Origin of the sequence: Dactylosporangium sp. NPDC051541 (assembly GCF_044454505.1) — a bacterium.
In the GTDB taxonomy this organism is placed as follows: Bacteria; Actinomycetota; Actinomycetes; order Mycobacteriales; family Micromonosporaceae; genus Dactylosporangium.
The window spans coordinates 19,524-34,280 of sequence record NZ_JBITDU010000005.1; the positions used below are offsets into that span (position 1 = coordinate 19,524).

The window sequence follows — 14,757 nt, forward strand, 5'->3', positions numbered from 1 at the left end:
GGGCGGTTCCGCGAACCGGTCGTTACGGGCGGCCGTAGCCGTAGAGCGAGTCGACGTCGATCGGGGCGACCTTGACCACCGTGCGGCTGTTGGGCGCGTGGATGATCTGGTTGTTGCCGATGTAGATCCCGACGTGCCCGAGACCGTTGTAGAAGACCAGGTCACCGGGGACGAGCTGGCTGCGGCTGATGTGCTTGACCTTGCCCCACTGCTGCGCGGCGTTGTGCGGCAGGGTGACCCCGGCCGCCTTCCACGCGGCCATGGTCAGGCCGGAGCAGTCGTAGGTGTTGGGCCCGGCCGTCGCGAAGACGTACTTCTTGCCGAGCTGTGCACAGGCGAACTTCACCACTGTGCCGGCCCCGCTGCCACAGCCCGCCGTCGACGAGGCCGAGGTCGAGGTCGTGGTGGTGGTCGTCTTCGTCGGCGTCTTGGCCTTGGCCGCGGCCTCGTCGGCCTTGCGCTGCATGTCGTCGAGCCGGGCGATGTCGCCCTCGATCTGCTTGCGCTTGGTCTCCAGCTCGGTCTTCTGCCGGGTCTGGGCCGCGAGCTGCTCGTTGAGGCGGTTCTTCTCGGTGTCGTACGTGCCCTTCGCCGCGGAGTAGGCGGCGATGTCGTGCTGCTGGTTGCGCGAGATCTGCTCGAGGGTCCCGACCCGGTCGACGAACCCGTCGGACGAGCTGGCCCCGAGCATCAGCGACCAGGTCCGCAGGTTGTTGCCGGTCTTGTAGGCGTTGATCGCGACCTGCTCGGCCCCGGCCTGCGCGGCCTCCATGTCGGTCTGCAGCGGCTTGAGGCCGTCCTCGAGCTTGGTGATCGCGGCCTGCGTGGCCGTCAGGTCCCCGGTGGTCTTGTTGTACTGCTCGACGACCAGCTCAAGGTCCTTGTTGCCCTGGTCGATCTTGGCTTGGATCTCCTCGGGCGAGGGATCGGCGTGCGCGGCGCACGCCGGCGCGACCACGGCCGCAACCGTCAGCCCGATGAGAAGCGAGCGCAGCGCCGTTCGTCGGATGAACACGTTGTTCCTTCTTCCGGACCGCCTACCGGGTTAGCTGACGGGTTCGGGCGGAAAGAAGGTGCGCCCTACCGTGCGTGCACGGATTCACCCCGGGAACATGGTTCCCCGGCTCCCGTACCAGGCCTGTCACCAGGCTCGATACGCAACTCGGCGGTGCCGTCCGGGCCGTCCAGGGGTTGGGCGGCGTCGACCGGTCAGCGCACCAAACGTAACGACAGCATCTCGGTCCCCGAATACCCCAAAGGTTTTCTTAAGACAGACGCAAAGATCAACAGCGGATGCGGATTCCGGGGCCGCTTCGCTCCCGCCCCGGGCAAGGGACTCACCGCCCCCTGCACCCCTGCGATGCCCGACGAGCCCTGAGCAGTACTTGGGTTGATAAGAGGATCATCTCGACAGTTTTCTTTCGAGAGAATACTCTCGACGGCATGGCCGAGGTCACCCCGCGAACGCTCACCGACCCCCAGACCCTCCGCGCGCTCAGCCACCCGGTCCGCCTGGCGCTGCTCGACGCGCTGCAGGACGGCCCGCTGACCGCCACCCAGGCCGGCGAGCTGATCGGCGAATCACCCACCACCTGCTCGTTCCACCTGCGCCAGCTGGCCCGCTACGGCTTCGTCGAGGAGGCCGGCGGCGGCCGCGGCCGGGTCCGCCCCTGGCGGCTGACCCACCCGGGCTGGACCGCCCCCGCCCAGCCCGGCGACCCGGAGTTCACCCGGGCCCAGCAGGCCCTCGACCACGTGCTGCTCGACCGGCTCCTGGCCCGCGCCCGCCGCTACGTCGACACCGCCCCGACCTACCCGGCCGAGTGGCAGGCGGCCGCGGCCGGCCACACCTCGACGATGCACGTGACCGCGGCCGAGGCCGCCGAGATGGCCGCCGCCTACCGCGCGCTCACCGACGAGTTCCGCGCCCGCTGGGCCGCCCGCGCCGAGCGCCCCGAGGGCGCGCTCCCGGTGGAGGTCCTGTTTGGCGTCTACCCGGCGACATGAGCGTCCGCCGGATGTGGCGTCAGCGGCAGGCGCGGCGGTACCTCACCGGGCAGGCGCTCTCCCTGCTCGGCGACAGCGCGCTGTGGCTGGCCGGCGGCATCTGGGTGAAGACGCTGACCGGCAGCGACACGGCGGCCGCGCTCACGTTCGTGTGCTTCACCGCCCCGGCGCTGCTGGCCCCCCTCGCCGGCCTGCTCGTCGACCGGCTCCCGCGGCGCCCGCTGCTGATCGCGGCCAACCTCGCCGGCACCGCCGTCCTGGCGCCGCTCCTGCTGGTCCGCGACCGCGGCGACGTCTGGCTCATCTACGCCGTCATGGCCCTGTACGGCCTGCTCAACGTCGTCATCGCCCCGGCCCAGTCGGCCCTGCTGACGGTACTGCTGCCACCCGACCTGCTCGCCGACGCCAACGCCACACTGCGCACCGTCCAGCAGGGCCTGCGAATCCTCGCACCGCTCGCCGGCGCCGGCCTGTTCACCCTGGTCGGCGGCCCGGCGGTGGCCGCGCTGGACATGGCCACGTTCCTGGCCGCGGCCGCGTGCACCGCCGCGGTCCACGTCGCCGAACCACGCCCGGCCGCGCCCGACCGCCGCCTCGGGGCCGGCTTCCGGTTCCTGTTCACCGCCCCGGCGCTGCGCCGGCTGACCGTGGCCGCCGCCGTCTGCACCCTGGCCTTCGGCGCGGGCGAGGCCACCGTCTACGCGGTCATCGGCCAGGGCCTGCACCGCCCGCCGGAGTTCGCCGGCGTCGTACAGACACTGCAGGGCCTGGGCGCGATCGCGGGCGGCCTGTACTCCGTTTCCGCCATCCGCCGCCTGGGCGAGATCCGCGCGGCCGCCGCCGGCTTCGCCCTGCTGGCCGCCTCCACCCTGCTCCTGACGACACCGTGGCTGCCGTCGGTCCTGGCCGGCCAGGCCGGGGCCGGCGCCGCCCTGGTCGGCATCGTCATCGCCGTCATCACGCTGCTGCAGCGCCGCGCGCCGCGACAGCTGCAGGGCCGGGTGTACGCCGCGTTCGAGCTCTGCACCACCGGCCCCCAGACCGCCGGCCTGGCCACGGGCGCGGCGCTCATCGCGATCCTCGACTACCGGCTGGTCCTGCTGGGCGCGGCCGCCGGCCTGCTCCTGTCGGCCGCGCTGCTGCGCCGGGTCCCCCCGTACGATGCGGCGATGGAGCGCATCACGGTGACCGACGCCGGCATCACGGTGACGTCGGTGGTCGAGCCGGTCCTGTCGATGCACGGCAAGGAAATGCGCCCGGCCGCCACCGTCGTCTCCGACCTGCCGTGGGACGAGATCGCCGGCGTGTCGCTCGACCCGGCCGGCCTGACCGTGGACCTCACCTACGGCGAGTACCTGGAGATCCACCCCGACGCCGACGGCTACGCCGAGGCCGTGTCCGCCCTGACCAACGCCGGCCGCCTGATCTGAGCGAACCCGCCCAGAGCCCGGTCCGCCCGTCGGCCCAGTACGCCCGCGTTCCAGGCGCAGTCATGAGGAGGCGTCCGTCGTGACCTCGTCGACCCCCTGGGGCGGCTACCATCTCGGGCGTGAAGCGATTGATGACGCTCATTGCCATCGTGGCCGTGCTGGGACAGACCGGATGCACCGCCGGCAAAGACGAGCAGAAGCCGCGGATCACATACAAGCTCGGGGTGTACTTCTACGAGGGTGCGACGGCGGAGCAGCGCAGCGCGGTGGAGGCGAGGCTGAAGACGCTGCCGGCGGTGAGCAATGTGCATCTGCTGTCGGGCCAGGATGCCTACAAGGTGCTGGAGTCGGCGAACCCGGAGGCGGCGAAGCGCGTCGATCCATCGGGCCTGCCCGACTCGTTGCGGGCCGTGATCACCGATCCGACGCTGATCGAGCCGGTCACCGACCTCATCGGCGGGATGCCGGAAGTATCGGTGGCCGGGGACCCTTCGGGTGGGCTCGCCGACCCGAAGGGGGAGCGCGGCGTCATCGTCAAGGTGGACGACGAGGGCCAAGCGGACATCGAGAACGCGATCAAGGCGATCCCGAACGCCTCGCCTGCGGTATTCGAGTCCGGCGGGAACGCGTACACCCGAATGCGGCATCGCGTCGACGGACTGTCACCGGCGGATGCGTTGGCGTCCTATCGGTTCAAGGTCACTGTTGCGGGCGGGATCTCACCGGAGCAGCAGGCGCTGGCCACTGTGCACGGCGTGCGGCGAGTGATCGTGGTGCCGGCGAGCGCGCTGTAGCTCGGCCGCGCCGCCGCGATGCGGGGCAGCCGATCTCCTACGGCTCCGCCGGGCACTCCACCTACGCCACCTGCGCCACCTGCCCGTCCTGGTCGCACGTCACCGGGCGCCACGCCGAGCCCGGGAACGGCTGACCGGGCCGCGGCCGGGCTCCGAGAGCCGCGGGCACCTCGACACGCCCGAGCCGAAGCCTCCGTCCACGCCGGGGTCCGCGCCTACGGCACCCGCGGGTAGACGCCCGAACAGCTCGTCCCGATCGGCCGTGTCAGCCGCCGGCCATCGCTCCGATGATCAGCAGCGGCTCGCGGCCGGCGGCGACCGGGTCCGGCAGCGGGGTGTCCGGGGTGTCGTTGGACAGGTCCTCCTCGCACGCGTAGAAGCGCACGAAGGCCCGGCGGCGGCCGGTGGCGCGGTCGCGAATCGTGCCGAGCAGCGCGGGGAAGCGGGCCTCGAGGGCGTCGAGGACGGCGCCCAGGGTCGGCGGGGCGGGCACGTCGAGCTCGACCTCGTGGCCGGCTTTGGCCAGGTTGCGCAGGTGCGGTGGCAGCACGACCTTGATCACGGCAGGGCCTGCACCTCGACCGAGAGCACCGCGGGCAGGTCGCGGACGATCGGCGCCCAGGAGTCGCCGCTGTCGGCGGAGCAGTACACCTGGCCGCCGGTCGTGCCGAAGTAGACCCCGCAGTCGTCGAGGGTGTCGACGGCCATGGCGTCCCGCAGGACGTTGACGTAGCAGTTCGCCTGCGGCAGGCCCTCGGTGAGCGGCTGCCACTCGTCACCGCCCAGGCGCGAGCGGTACACCCGCAGCCGTCCGTCTGGAACGTAATGCTCCGAATCACTCTTGATCGGCACGACGTAGACGGTCTCGGGCTCGTGGGCGTGCACGGCGATCGGGAAGCCGAAGTCGCTGGGGAGGTTGCCGCTGATCTCCCGCCACAACCCGCCGCCGTCGTCGGTGCGCATGACGTCCCAGTGCTTCTGCATGAACAGCACGTCGGGCCTGGTCGGATGCATGGCGAGCCGGTGCACGCAGTGGCCGACCTCGGCGTCCGGATCGGGGATCTGCCCCGACACCAGGCCGCGGTTGATCGGCCGCCACGTCTCGCCGGCGTCGTCGGAGCGGAACGCCCCGGCGGCCGAGATCGCGACGTAGATCCGGTCGCGGTGCACCGGGTCGAGGATGATCGTGTGCAGGCACATCCCGCCCGCGCCGGGCTGCCAGCGCGGGCCGGACTCGTGTGTGCGCAGGCCGGTGAGCTCGGACCATTCGCGGCCGCCGTCGGTGGAGCGGTACAGCGCGGCGTCCTCGCCCCCGGCGTAGACGGTGTCGGGGTCGTCGCGGGACGGCTCGAGGTGCCAGATCCGCTTGAACTCCCACGGCCGCGGCGTGCCGTCATACCACAGGTGCTCCCCCACGGAGCCCCGGTAGGTGAAGTCGTTGCCGACCGGCTCCCACGTGCGGCCGCCGTCGTCGGAGCGCTGGATCAGCTGCCCGAACCAGCCGCCGGACTGCGAGGCGTAGAGCCGGTCGGGGTCGGCGGCCGAGCCGTTCACGTGGTACACCTCCCACCCGCCGAAGTGCGGCCCGTCCACGGTCCAATCCTTGCGTTTGCCGTCGGCGGTGAGGACGAAGGCCCCCTTGCGCGTGCCGACGAGCACCCGGACTCCGGTCATGGCGTCACCTCCGCCCCGCATGATCCCACGCTCCCGGCCGCCGCGCAGCCTCTGACCCCCTTCCGTGGCACTGCGGTGGCGCGCACTTGCAGCACCGCACCGCACTCCGCGGCAGCGGCGTGCCTTCAGCGAGCACCGCACTCTGCAGCAGCGACGTGTTGCAGTAGCGGTGTTTTCCAGCTGCGGCGTGTTGCAGTAGCCGCGTGTTGCAGTAGCCGCGTGTTTCAGTAGCGCACGGCACTCTGCAACAGCGGCGGATACACGGCCGACGGTTCGCCATCCACAGTAGAGCCCGCGAACTGCAACATCGCCCGCAGCGGGCCGTGCAGCGGGGCCGGGTAGTTCAGGTCCGGGGCCGAGACCGCCTCCAGGGCCGCACGGTGCTCCGCGGTCAGGGTCACGTCCAGCGCGGCCAGGTTGCCCTGCAAATGTTCCAGCCGCCGCGCCCCGACAATCGGCACCACCGTGCCCGGGCGGGCGCGCAGCCAGGCCAGCGCCACCGCGGCCGCCGTGACACCGAGCTCGTCCGCGACCGCGTCGACCGCGTCGATCACGGCGAACTCGGCCTCCGACGGCTGCCCCACGAAGGCGCTGCGGGCGGAGTCGGTGACGTCGGTGCCGCGGCGGTACTTGCCGGACAGGAACCCGTTCTTCAGCGGACTCCACGGCACCAGCGCGAGGCCCTGGTCGAGGGCGAGCGGGGCCACCTCGCCTTCCACCGTGCGGGCCAGCAGGGAGTACTCCACCTGCAGCGCGACCAGCGGCGTCCAGCCCCGCAGCAGCGCCATGGTCTGCGCCTGCGCCGTGACCCAGGCGGGGGTGTTGGAGAAGCCGACGTACCGGACGTGTCCCTCCCGCACCAGGTCGTCGAGGGCGCGCATGGTCTCCTCGATCGGCGTGTTGCGGTCCCAGTTGTGCAGCCAGTACAGGTCGATGTGGTCGGTCCGCAGGCGGCGCAGGGTCTCGTGCAGCTGGAAGCGGATCGCGGACCGGCCGGCCCCGCCCGCGTTGGGGTTGCCGGGGTGCATGTTCGTGAAGAACTTGGACGCGAGGACGACCCGGTCGCGTTCGCCGGGGCGGGCCGCGAAGTAGTCGCCGAGGATGCGCTCCGAGTGGCCGTTGGTGTAGAAGTTCGCGGTGTCGACGAAGTTGCCGCCCTGTTCCAGGTAGGCGGTGAGGATCTTCTCCGACTCCTCGACGCTGCACCCGGCGGCCCCGGGATCCTCGCCGAAGGTCATGGCACCGAGGGCGAGAGGACTGACGCGGAGGCCCGATCGGCCCAGCGTGACGAAGTGGTCAAGTGGCATGACTCCAGAAAACCGCGCACGGCAACGGTCCGGTAGACCGATCGGCGCGGGCTCTTGCACAATCCTGCTCGCAACGGCAAGACTGGACAGCGTGCAGAATGTGCTGGACGAGCTGTGCGCACTCATCGCCAGGCACGCGCGGCCGGCTCTGCGCACCGCCATCGCGGGTCTGTCCTTGTCCAAAGTAGACTCGTCGCCGCCGGAGCACTCGCTGACGGAGCCGCTGCTGGTCATCATGGCGCAGGGCGGCAAGCGGCTGCTGGTCGGCGACCAGGTCTACGAATACCGGGCCGGCGACGTCCTGGTGGTCACCACCACGCTCCCGGTCAGCGGCCACTTCCTCCGCGCCACCCCGAAACGCCCCGCCCTCGGCCTGGGCCTGGCCCTGCGCCCGGAGGCGATCGCCCCGCTGCTGTTGCGTGTTACAGAAACAAGCCGCCCGAAACATGTTTCCGCTCCGGCCAAAGGACGGACCAGCAACGCCGCAAGCCCACCTGTACTTCCCTCCAGCGGTCGTGCCGCCGCCATCTCCACCGGCCCCGCCGGCCCCGAACTGCTGGACGCGGCCGTCCGCCTGCTACGGCTGCTGGAACACCCGGCCGACGCCCCCGTCCTGGCCCCGCTCATCGAGCAGGAGATCCTGTGGCGCCTGCTCACCGGCCCGCACGCCCCCATGGTCCGCCAGATTGGCCAGGCCGGCAGCAACCTGGCCCACGTGAGCCGGGCGATAGGCTGGCTGCACGAGCACTACGCCGAGCCGATGCGGGTAGCCGACCTGGCCCACCTGGCCGGCCTCAGCCCGTCCGCGTTCCACCGGCACTTCCGCGCCATCACCGCGATGAGCCCGCTACAGTTCCAGAAACGCATTCGGCTCCAGGAAGCCCGCGCCCTGCTGACCGCCAACGCCGACGACATAGCCGGCGTGGGCCACCTGGTCGGCTACGACAGCCCATCCCAGTTCAACCGCGAATACCGCCGCCTCTTCGGCGCCCCACCCGGCCAGGACGCCGAACGCCTACGAGCAACCACCCCGTCCCTACCCTGAACCCGCACCCTCACCAGCCAGGCCCCGAGCACCCCCTGCGAGAGCGCCCCCGCTGCCGCACCGCGTCAATGCCGGCACCGAGCAGGTCCTACGAGCGCGCTCCGCGAGCCCGCACCTCCATCGTCCCAGCCCCCAGCGCACCCGCCGCATCAGCGAGGAACCGATCCTCAGCCGCCGCACAAGCCGAGGAAACAGCACGCATCGTCGGGAAATTGTGCACCAGCCCAGGCTCACACCGATGCACCACCGGCACCCCCGCATCACGCAACCGAGCCGCATACGCGTCACCCTCATCGCGCAACGGATCATGCTCCGCCGTCACCACCACAGCCGGCGGCAACCCCCGCAGATCCGCCCGCAACGCATTGACCACAGCCGACGCCCGAAACTCCGCATCGGGCAGCCACATCCCGACCCACCCGCGCAGCACCCCGGCATCGAGCAGCCACCCCCGCCCCTTCTCCTCGACACTCGCCAACCCGAGCGTGGGATCAGTGTTCGGACAAACCAAGAGCTGAGCCGTCATTGGTACCGTTCCACGCACCCGAATCGCCGCCAAAATCGCAATCAGGCCCCCCGCCGAGTCCCCCGCCACCGCAACCCGGCCCCCGGAGCCGGCGACCGCGGTGATCACGGCGACGGCATCGTCGACCGCGGCCGGCCACGGATGCTCCGGCGCCCGCCGATAGTCCACCGCGACAACACTCGCCCCCGTGGCCGCCGCAAGCCGCCGCACCTGCGGATCGTGCGTGTCCAGGTCCCCGATGACGAACCCGCCGCCGTGCAGGTACACGACAACCGTTGACCGGCCGGGCTGGTAGACGCGTACGGGTACCCCCGCAATCACCGCATCGACGCCGGCCGGCCCCGGCCCCGGCTCGCGCGCCGCCGCCCGGGCTCGGGCCGCCTGCCGCAACGCGTCAATGTTCGTTGTTGCAGCGGCCGGCTGCGCGGACGCCGCCCGCAGGAACGCGGCCAGCTGCGGATCGGCGATGAAGTCCCCGGACATCGGCGCATCCTAGCCCCGCGGCCGCCGCAGCCCCGCGAACAGAACAGCAACAAGGTGCAGCCGGCGGCGGCGGATGGTGATCACGCCTCGTCCGGTCGCTCCCGGGGAGTTTTCGTTCGACGGCAATCGGGAACCAGCGTGCCGTGGAACGCGTTGCCGTGGTGTACAACGCGCGCTCGGGCGCGCTGCTGGCCCGGGCCGAAGCGGAGCCGGGCGATCAACTGGCCGAACTGTTCGCGCGGCACGGCATCCGGGCCGAGTTGCGGGCGTTCAACCCGGGGACCCTCGCGGCGGACGTGCGGGAGCTGCTGGCGAGCCGGCCGGACGCGCTGGTCGCGGCGGGCGGGGACGGCACCGCCCGGGCCGTCGCCGAATGCATGCTCGGCGCCCAGGTGCCGATGGGAAAGCCGCGCTCCGAGACGCTGATGGGGGTGCCGGGCTCCGAGGTGGCGATCGGAACGCTGGGCTCCGGAAACACGATGGGAACACCGGACGCCAGGACGCCGATGGGAACACCGGACGCCGAGGCGCCATCGGGGTCGCCTGGCTGCGCGGTGCCGATGGGGATCCTGCCCGGCGGGACCATGAACGTGCTGGCCCGGGATCTGGGCGTGCCGACGGAGCTGGAGAAGGCCGTCGCCGCCCTGGCCACCGCCCCGGTCGAGCGGATCGACGTGGCCACCGTCAACGGGCAGGTGTTCCTGTGCAGCTCGATGCTGGCCATGCTGCCGCACATCGGGCGGCTGCGGGAACGGGCCCGCGGCGGCACGGCCCGTGCAACAGTTCCACTGCTCGGCCGGATGCTGCGCGTGCTGCGGCGCTATCCGCGGATGCGGCTGACGATCGTCGTCGACGGGCGCGAGTACCAGGAGAAGACCCGCGCCATGGTGATCTCCTGCAACCCCCTCAGCAGTCAGGCGACACAGGCCACGTCGGTCAAGACGCGATCGGCCGGCGCCGGCTTCAAACCCTCGCCGATGCCGGGGCGGGAGCGGCTCGACGCCGGGAAGCTCGCCGTGTATGTCGCGCACGACCGGACCCGGTGGGACCTGCTCGCGGTGGCGGCCAAGCTGTTCGACGGCAGCTGGCAGCGGGACAAGCGGGTCCGCGCCTACGAGGGCGCGACGGTGGAGGTCCACGCGGCCGGCTCGGGGCTGCTGAGCGTCATGAGCGACGGGGAGATCGCCCAGCTCACCGTGCCGCTGCGGTATGAGCTCCGGCCGCGCGCCCTGGCGATGCTCGCGCCCGGGGCGGCGGCGTGATCCGGCTCGCGCAGATCTCTGACCTGCACTTCGGCCGGGAGGTGCCGGCCGTCGCCGAGGCCCTGCTCGCGGACCTGCGCGCGGCCGCGCCGACCCTGGTCGCGGTCTGCGGCGACCTGACCCAGACCGCGCGCGACGCCGAGTTCCGGGCCGCCCGCGCGTTCCTCGACTCGCTGCCGGCGCCGGCGCTGGTCGTGCCCGGCAACCATGACCTGCCCGGCTGGCGGGTGTGGTCGCGGGCCGCCCGGCCGTGGCGGCGGTGGCGGCAGCACCTGGGCACCGACCCGCACGGTGCGGTGACGTTCCAGGGCGACGGGCTGATGGCGGTGGGCGTCAACACGGCGCGGCCGTGGACCCTGCACACCGACTGGTCGCGGGGCCGCATCAGCGTCGGGCAGCTGGCGGCGATTCGCGGGGCATTCGACAGTACCCCCGTGGAAATGTTCCGGGTTGTCGTGACGCATCATCCGTTTCTGCTCACCGAACCCGGCCGGCGGCGCGGGCTGGTCGGCCGCTCGGCCCTCGCGCTGCGGCAGTTGCGCGACCGCGCCGACCTGCTGCTCGGCGGGCACATCCACCTCGCGTACAGCGGTGTCGTGGCCGGTCTCGTCGTCGCGCAGTCCGGCACCGCGTTCTCGAACCGGCTCAAGGGCGAGCCGAACAGCTACAACCTCATCGAGGCCGACGGCGACCGGCTCACCGTCCGGAACCGCCGCTGGAACGGGTTACAGTTCGACACCCACGACAGCGCCGGCTACGCGCGCCACGAGCGGGAATGGAGCGCGATGTAAGTGCAGGACATTTTCTGGCAGGTGTACCCGCTGGGCTTCACGAACGCGCTCAACGCGGCGCCCGGGCACCGGCTGACCCGCCTGGTCGACTGGCTCGGCTACGCCGTTGACCTCGGGGTGTCGGGCCTGCAGCTCGGCCCGATCTTCGCCGCTGAAACACACGGCTATGACACGGTCGACCATCGCAGAATCGACGCCCGGCTCGGCGACGACACCGACTTCGACCGGCTCGCCGAAGCCTGCCGGGAGCGCGGCCTGCACCTGCTGCTCGACGGCGTGTTCAACCACGTCGGGCGCGGGTTCAAAGCTCCGGAGCACTGGTTCCGGCGTACCGGCCCGGGCTCCGACGACTTCGCCGTGTTCGAGGGCCACCACGGCCTGGTCGCGCTCAACCACGGCGAGCCCGAGGTCCTCGACTACGTCGTCCAGACGATGGACCACTGGCTGCGCCGGGGCGCGTCGGGCTGGCGTCTCGACGCCGCCTACGCGGTGCCGCCCGAGTTCTGGCGGGCCGCGCTGGAACAGTTACGGCCGAAACACGCGACCGCCTGGTTCACCGGCGAGCTGATCCATGGCGACTACGTGGCCTACCTGAACGCGAGCGGCCTGGACTCGATCACGCAGTACGAACTCTGGAAGGCGATCTGGAGCAGCCTCAACGACCGCAACTTCTTCGAGCTGGCCTGGTCCCTCGAGCGGCACAACGCCGTCCTGGAGGCCGGTCTGCCGCTGACGTTCGTCGGCAACCACGACGTGACCCGCCTGGCCACCCGCCTCACCGACGAGCGCCACCTGGGCCACGCCCTGGCCGTCCTGTTCACGGTGGCCGGCGCCCCGAGCGTGTACTACGGCGACGAGCAGGCGTTCCGCGGCCTGAAGGAGGACCGCGCGGGCGGCGACGACGCGATCCGCCCCGCGTTCCCGGCCACGCCCGCCGACCTGGCCCCGTACGGCTGGCCGGTGTACCGCCTCCACCAGCGCCTGATCGCCCTGCGCCGCCGCCACCCGTGGCTGACGTACGCCCGCACGACCCCGGCCCACCTGACCAACACGGCAACTGCACTGGTTTCCACCGCCGCGGATCAGCGCGTCATCACCTTGCTCAACACCGGCGACGCCCCGACGACGTTTCCGATCGACGTCACCGGCCTGCGGGTGCTGGAGTCCGACGCCCCGGACGACGCCCGCGAAACGGCGACAGTGCCACCCCACGGCTGGTCGATCCTCGGCGCCTGACGCCGACCGGCACGGTCGCCTCCACCCGATACCCGCCACCGCCGTCCGGCCCCGCGATCAACGTGCCACCCAGCGCGGCGACCCACGCCGACGTCCGAAGCCACGCCGACGTCCGAAGCCGGGCCAACGGTTGCACCCACGCCAACACCCGGACCGCGGCACGGCCACCGAACGAACGGCCCCGGAGCGAGCGGCCCCGGAAGAACCGCTAGCCCCGCGCCACCACGCCACCACCCTGCCAAGTCGTCCAGGCGACGTTCCAGTCCCCGTACCCATCCCAGGTGGGCATGGTCGGCCCGCCCGTGTTCGTGTACGTGATCGGATCGCCGACCTGAGCGAAGTCGAAGTACGACTTGGCGTTGGCCTCGGTCAGGTTGGTGCAGCCGTGCGACGTGCTGCGCTGCCCGATGTTGCCGCCGTTCCAGCTGGCCGAGTGGACGTACTCGCCGGAGTTGGTGATCCGCACCGACCACGGCACCTTCTCGTCGTAGCCGTCCCCGACCATGCGTTCGACCGCGGACTTGCCCATCACGACCTTGGTGCCGTTGAACGTGGGGGTGCTCGCCTTGCCCAGCGACACCGGGAAGTCGAAGACCTGGTTGCCGTCGGACGTCACGACCATGTGCAGCGTCTTGCCGTCGACTTTGCCGATGTTCGCCGGGCCGGTCTTGATGTCCATGGTGAGGCTGTTGTCGAAGACCAGCCCGGGCCCGGCCGACTTGCCCTTGACGGCGAGGTCCATGTGGATGTCGGCGTGCGCGGCCCAGAATTCGGCCGGCCGGTAGTGGGCCTCCAGGGGGTAGCCGTCGTAGATCGCCGACTTCTGGAAGTACCAGGCCCCGTCGACCGGCGACCCGTTGACGGTGACCTGGGTCGCCGCGGCGAAGTCCTTCGCGCTGGTGATCGACGCGGAGAGGTACGCGATGATCGGCATGCCGACGCCGTAGGTCGTGCCGTCCTTCTCGTAGAGCCGCACGTGCACCGGCTTGCCGCTGGGCGCGGGGGACGCGGAGGCGCTCGGCCCGGCCGCCGGTGCCCCGGACGCGCCGGCTCCGGGCGACTGCCAGGAGGCCTGTGGCGATCCGCCGCCACCGCAGGCCGCGAGCCCCACCCCGAGCGCGACGAGCAGCACCGCCACACGCGACTGCCGACCAAATCTCATAGCGTCGACAATGCCCCCGCGGCGCCCGAACCGCCAGTTGACGAACACCACTGCCACCCGCTGCAACCTCCCGATGGATAGGGTGCGTCGTGACCTATCCGCGCCGGGCGCCGCGCCCGCACCTGCTGACCCGGGTCGAGGCCGTGCACGACGTCACCGCGTCGATGCGGCAGGTCGACCTGGTCGGCCCGGACGTTCCCCGCCTGCGGTGCAGCCCGGGCGCGCACCTGGTCGTGCGGGTGCCCGGCGGCGGCGGTGAGGCGCGGCGGGTGTACTCCATCTGGCGCCACACCCCCGGCGAGTCGCGCCTGTCGCTGCGTGTCGCGTTGCACGACGCCGGCGGTCCCGGCTGCGACTGGGCCCGCCGGGCCGCACCGGGCGACCGTGTCACGGTGGAGGCTCCCCGCAGCAAGATCACTATCGACCGGTCCGCCGCGTTCCACCTGTTCATCGGCGACGAGACCGGTGCGGTACCGCTCCTGGCGATGCGCGCCGCCCTGCACGGTTCGGACCGCCCGGTGCACGGCGTGTTCGAGGCGCCGGCCCCGGCCGATGAGATGCCGGGCGCCGACGGCGTGCCCGCGCTCCCGTGGGTGCACCGTGGCACCGCGTCCGCGGTCGCCTCCAGGGTGTTGCTGCACGCGGTTCAAGACCTGGAAGTGCCCTCGGTGGGTACTGGAGCCGCGTACGTGGCCGGCGAAAGCGAAACCTGCCGCCTCATCCAGCGCACGCTGGTCGAGCAGCGCGGCTTCCCCCGCCGCACCGTCCACCTCCAGCCCCAATGGGCCCAGGGCCGCCCCGGCTTCGGCGCGCCCTGACCGCCGGCCAAGCGACAAGCGACAGTCGAAGTCGGGCAAGCAGCAGCCGGCAAGGAAGTCAGGCCTGCGGCAGCCGGCAAGCGGAGTCGGGCAAGCAGCAGTCAGGGCAGGCGCCAAGCCGAAGTCCGGCCGGCGGCAGTCAAGCAAGCGGCCAGCAGTCGACAACCGGCAGTCGGCCAACCTGCACAGCGAGCAGCGGCAGCGGCGACAACCTGAGGCCGA

General features: G+C 71.7%; 14 protein-coding genes and 1 riboswitch. Of the genes, 8 read left to right on the forward strand and 6 right to left on the reverse strand.

The genetic code is table 11. From position 1 onward, the window contains the following. Positions 1 to 22: 22 nt before the first annotated feature. Positions 23 to 1,015 (reverse strand): NlpC/P60 family protein, encoded by a 993-nt coding sequence (locus tag ACIA8L_RS24060; protein ID WP_395908118.1) that lies wholly within the window; start codon positions 1,013 to 1,015, stop codon positions 23 to 25. Between the two features lie 5 nt (positions 1,016 to 1,020). Beyond that, positions 1,021 to 1,178: riboswitch (cyclic di-AMP (ydaO/yuaA leader) on the reverse strand. Between the two features lie 265 nt (positions 1,179 to 1,443). Between ACIA8L_RS24060 and ACIA8L_RS24065 the strand changes: the two genes are divergently transcribed. The 3 genes from ACIA8L_RS24065 to ACIA8L_RS24075 all read left to right on the forward strand — a co-directional run bounded on the left by ACIA8L_RS24065 (position 1,444) and on the right by ACIA8L_RS24075 (position 4,231). Beyond that, a complete protein-coding gene (locus tag ACIA8L_RS24065) occupies positions 1,444 to 2,007 on the forward strand; it encodes a winged helix-turn-helix domain-containing protein (protein WP_395908120.1) in 564 nt (187 codons plus the stop codon). Positions 2,008 to 2,018: 11 nt separating this feature from the next. Then, positions 2,019 to 3,437 (forward strand): MFS transporter, encoded by a 1,419-nt coding sequence (locus ACIA8L_RS24070; protein ID WP_395908122.1) that lies wholly within the window; start codon positions 2,019 to 2,021, stop codon positions 3,435 to 3,437. 149 nt (positions 3,438 to 3,586) lie between these two features. After that, positions 3,587 to 4,231, forward strand: a complete 645-nt coding sequence (locus tag ACIA8L_RS24075; RefSeq protein WP_395908124.1) for a permease-like cell division protein FtsX — start codon at positions 3,587 to 3,589, stop codon at positions 4,229 to 4,231. Between the two features lie 265 nt (positions 4,232 to 4,496). Here ACIA8L_RS24075 and ACIA8L_RS24080 read toward each other — a convergent pair whose 3' ends face one another. From ACIA8L_RS24080 to ACIA8L_RS24090, 3 genes are all read right to left on the reverse strand, one after another. Then, positions 4,497 to 4,793, reverse strand: coding sequence for a MoaD/ThiS family protein (locus ACIA8L_RS24080; protein WP_395908126.1), 297 nt, complete (start codon positions 4,791 to 4,793; stop codon positions 4,497 to 4,499). Next, positions 4,790 to 5,905, reverse strand: a complete 1,116-nt coding sequence (locus ACIA8L_RS24085; RefSeq protein WP_395908128.1) for a WD40/YVTN/BNR-like repeat-containing protein — start codon at positions 5,903 to 5,905, stop codon at positions 4,790 to 4,792. Before ACIA8L_RS24085 ends, ACIA8L_RS24080 begins: the two co-directional genes overlap by 4 nt. A 224-nt stretch (positions 5,906 to 6,129) precedes the next feature. Then, a complete protein-coding gene (locus ACIA8L_RS24090) occupies positions 6,130 to 7,212 on the reverse strand; it encodes an aldo/keto reductase (RefSeq protein WP_395908130.1) in 1,083 nt (360 codons plus the stop codon). Between the two features lie 91 nt (positions 7,213 to 7,303). On the opposite strand from ACIA8L_RS24090, the gene ACIA8L_RS24095 reads away from it, so the two are divergent. Then, entirely contained in the window at positions 7,304 to 8,257 is a 954-nt protein-coding gene (locus ACIA8L_RS24095) for an AraC family transcriptional regulator N-terminal domain-containing protein (RefSeq protein WP_395908132.1), read from the forward strand. An 88-nt stretch (positions 8,258 to 8,345) separates the two neighbouring features. Here the strand turns inward: ACIA8L_RS24095 and ACIA8L_RS24100 are convergent, their stop codons facing one another. After that, entirely contained in the window at positions 8,346 to 9,266 is a 921-nt protein-coding gene (locus ACIA8L_RS24100; RefSeq protein ID WP_395908134.1) for an alpha/beta hydrolase, read from the reverse strand. Between the two features lie 143 nt (positions 9,267 to 9,409). Here ACIA8L_RS24100 and ACIA8L_RS24105 point away from each other — a divergent pair, with 143 nt between their 5' ends. Genes ACIA8L_RS24105 through ACIA8L_RS24115 form a run of 3 tightly spaced genes read left to right on the forward strand, consistent with a single transcriptional unit; the run spans position 9,410 to position 12,555 of the window. Next, the gene (locus ACIA8L_RS24105; protein WP_395908135.1) at positions 9,410 to 10,528 is read left to right on the forward strand and encodes a diacylglycerol/lipid kinase family protein; all 1,119 of its coding nucleotides are present in this window, start codon (positions 9,410 to 9,412) and stop codon (positions 10,526 to 10,528) included. Beyond that, the gene (locus ACIA8L_RS24110) at positions 10,525 to 11,319 is read left to right on the forward strand and encodes a metallophosphoesterase family protein (protein WP_395908137.1); all 795 of its coding nucleotides are present in this window, start codon (positions 10,525 to 10,527) and stop codon (positions 11,317 to 11,319) included. Before ACIA8L_RS24105 ends, ACIA8L_RS24110 begins: the two co-directional genes overlap by 4 nt. Beyond that, positions 11,320 to 12,555, forward strand: coding sequence for an alpha-amylase family glycosyl hydrolase (locus ACIA8L_RS24115; protein WP_395908139.1), 1,236 nt, complete (start codon positions 11,320 to 11,322; stop codon positions 12,553 to 12,555). 208 nt (positions 12,556 to 12,763) lie between these two features. On the opposite strand, the gene ACIA8L_RS24120 is transcribed toward ACIA8L_RS24115, so the two are convergent. Continuing rightward, positions 12,764 to 13,717: a L,D-transpeptidase gene (locus ACIA8L_RS24120; protein WP_395908141.1), complete on the reverse strand. Its 954-nt coding sequence runs from the start codon at positions 13,715 to 13,717 to the stop codon at positions 12,764 to 12,766. 89 nt (positions 13,718 to 13,806) lie between these two features. Here ACIA8L_RS24120 and ACIA8L_RS24125 point away from each other — a divergent pair, with 89 nt between their 5' ends. Further along, positions 13,807 to 14,535 (forward strand): siderophore-interacting protein, encoded by a 729-nt coding sequence (locus tag ACIA8L_RS24125; protein WP_395908144.1) that lies wholly within the window; start codon positions 13,807 to 13,809, stop codon positions 14,533 to 14,535. The last annotated feature ends 222 nt before the right edge of the window (positions 14,536 to 14,757 follow it).

What these genes read in the sequence shown, in the direction of transcription:
- ACIA8L_RS24065 (WP_395908120.1), top strand. Translation starts at nt 1,444, where the DNA reads ATGGCCGAGGTCACCCCGCGAACGCTCACCGACCCCCAGACCCTCCGC.
- ACIA8L_RS24100 (WP_395908134.1), bottom strand. Translation starts at nt 9,266, where the DNA reads ATGTCCGGGGACTTCATCGCCGATCCGCAGCTGGCCGCGTTCCTGCGG.
- ACIA8L_RS24070 (WP_395908122.1), top strand. Translation starts at nt 2,019, where the DNA reads ATGTGGCGTCAGCGGCAGGCGCGGCGGTACCTCACCGGGCAGGCGCTC.
- ACIA8L_RS24085 (WP_395908128.1), bottom strand. Translation starts at nt 5,905, where the DNA reads ATGACCGGAGTCCGGGTGCTCGTCGGCACGCGCAAGGGGGCCTTCGTC.
- ACIA8L_RS24090 (WP_395908130.1), bottom strand. Translation starts at nt 7,212, where the DNA reads ATGCCACTTGACCACTTCGTCACGCTGGGCCGATCGGGCCTCCGCGTC.
- ACIA8L_RS24120 (WP_395908141.1), bottom strand. Translation starts at nt 13,717, where the DNA reads ATGAGATTTGGTCGGCAGTCGCGTGTGGCGGTGCTGCTCGTCGCGCTC.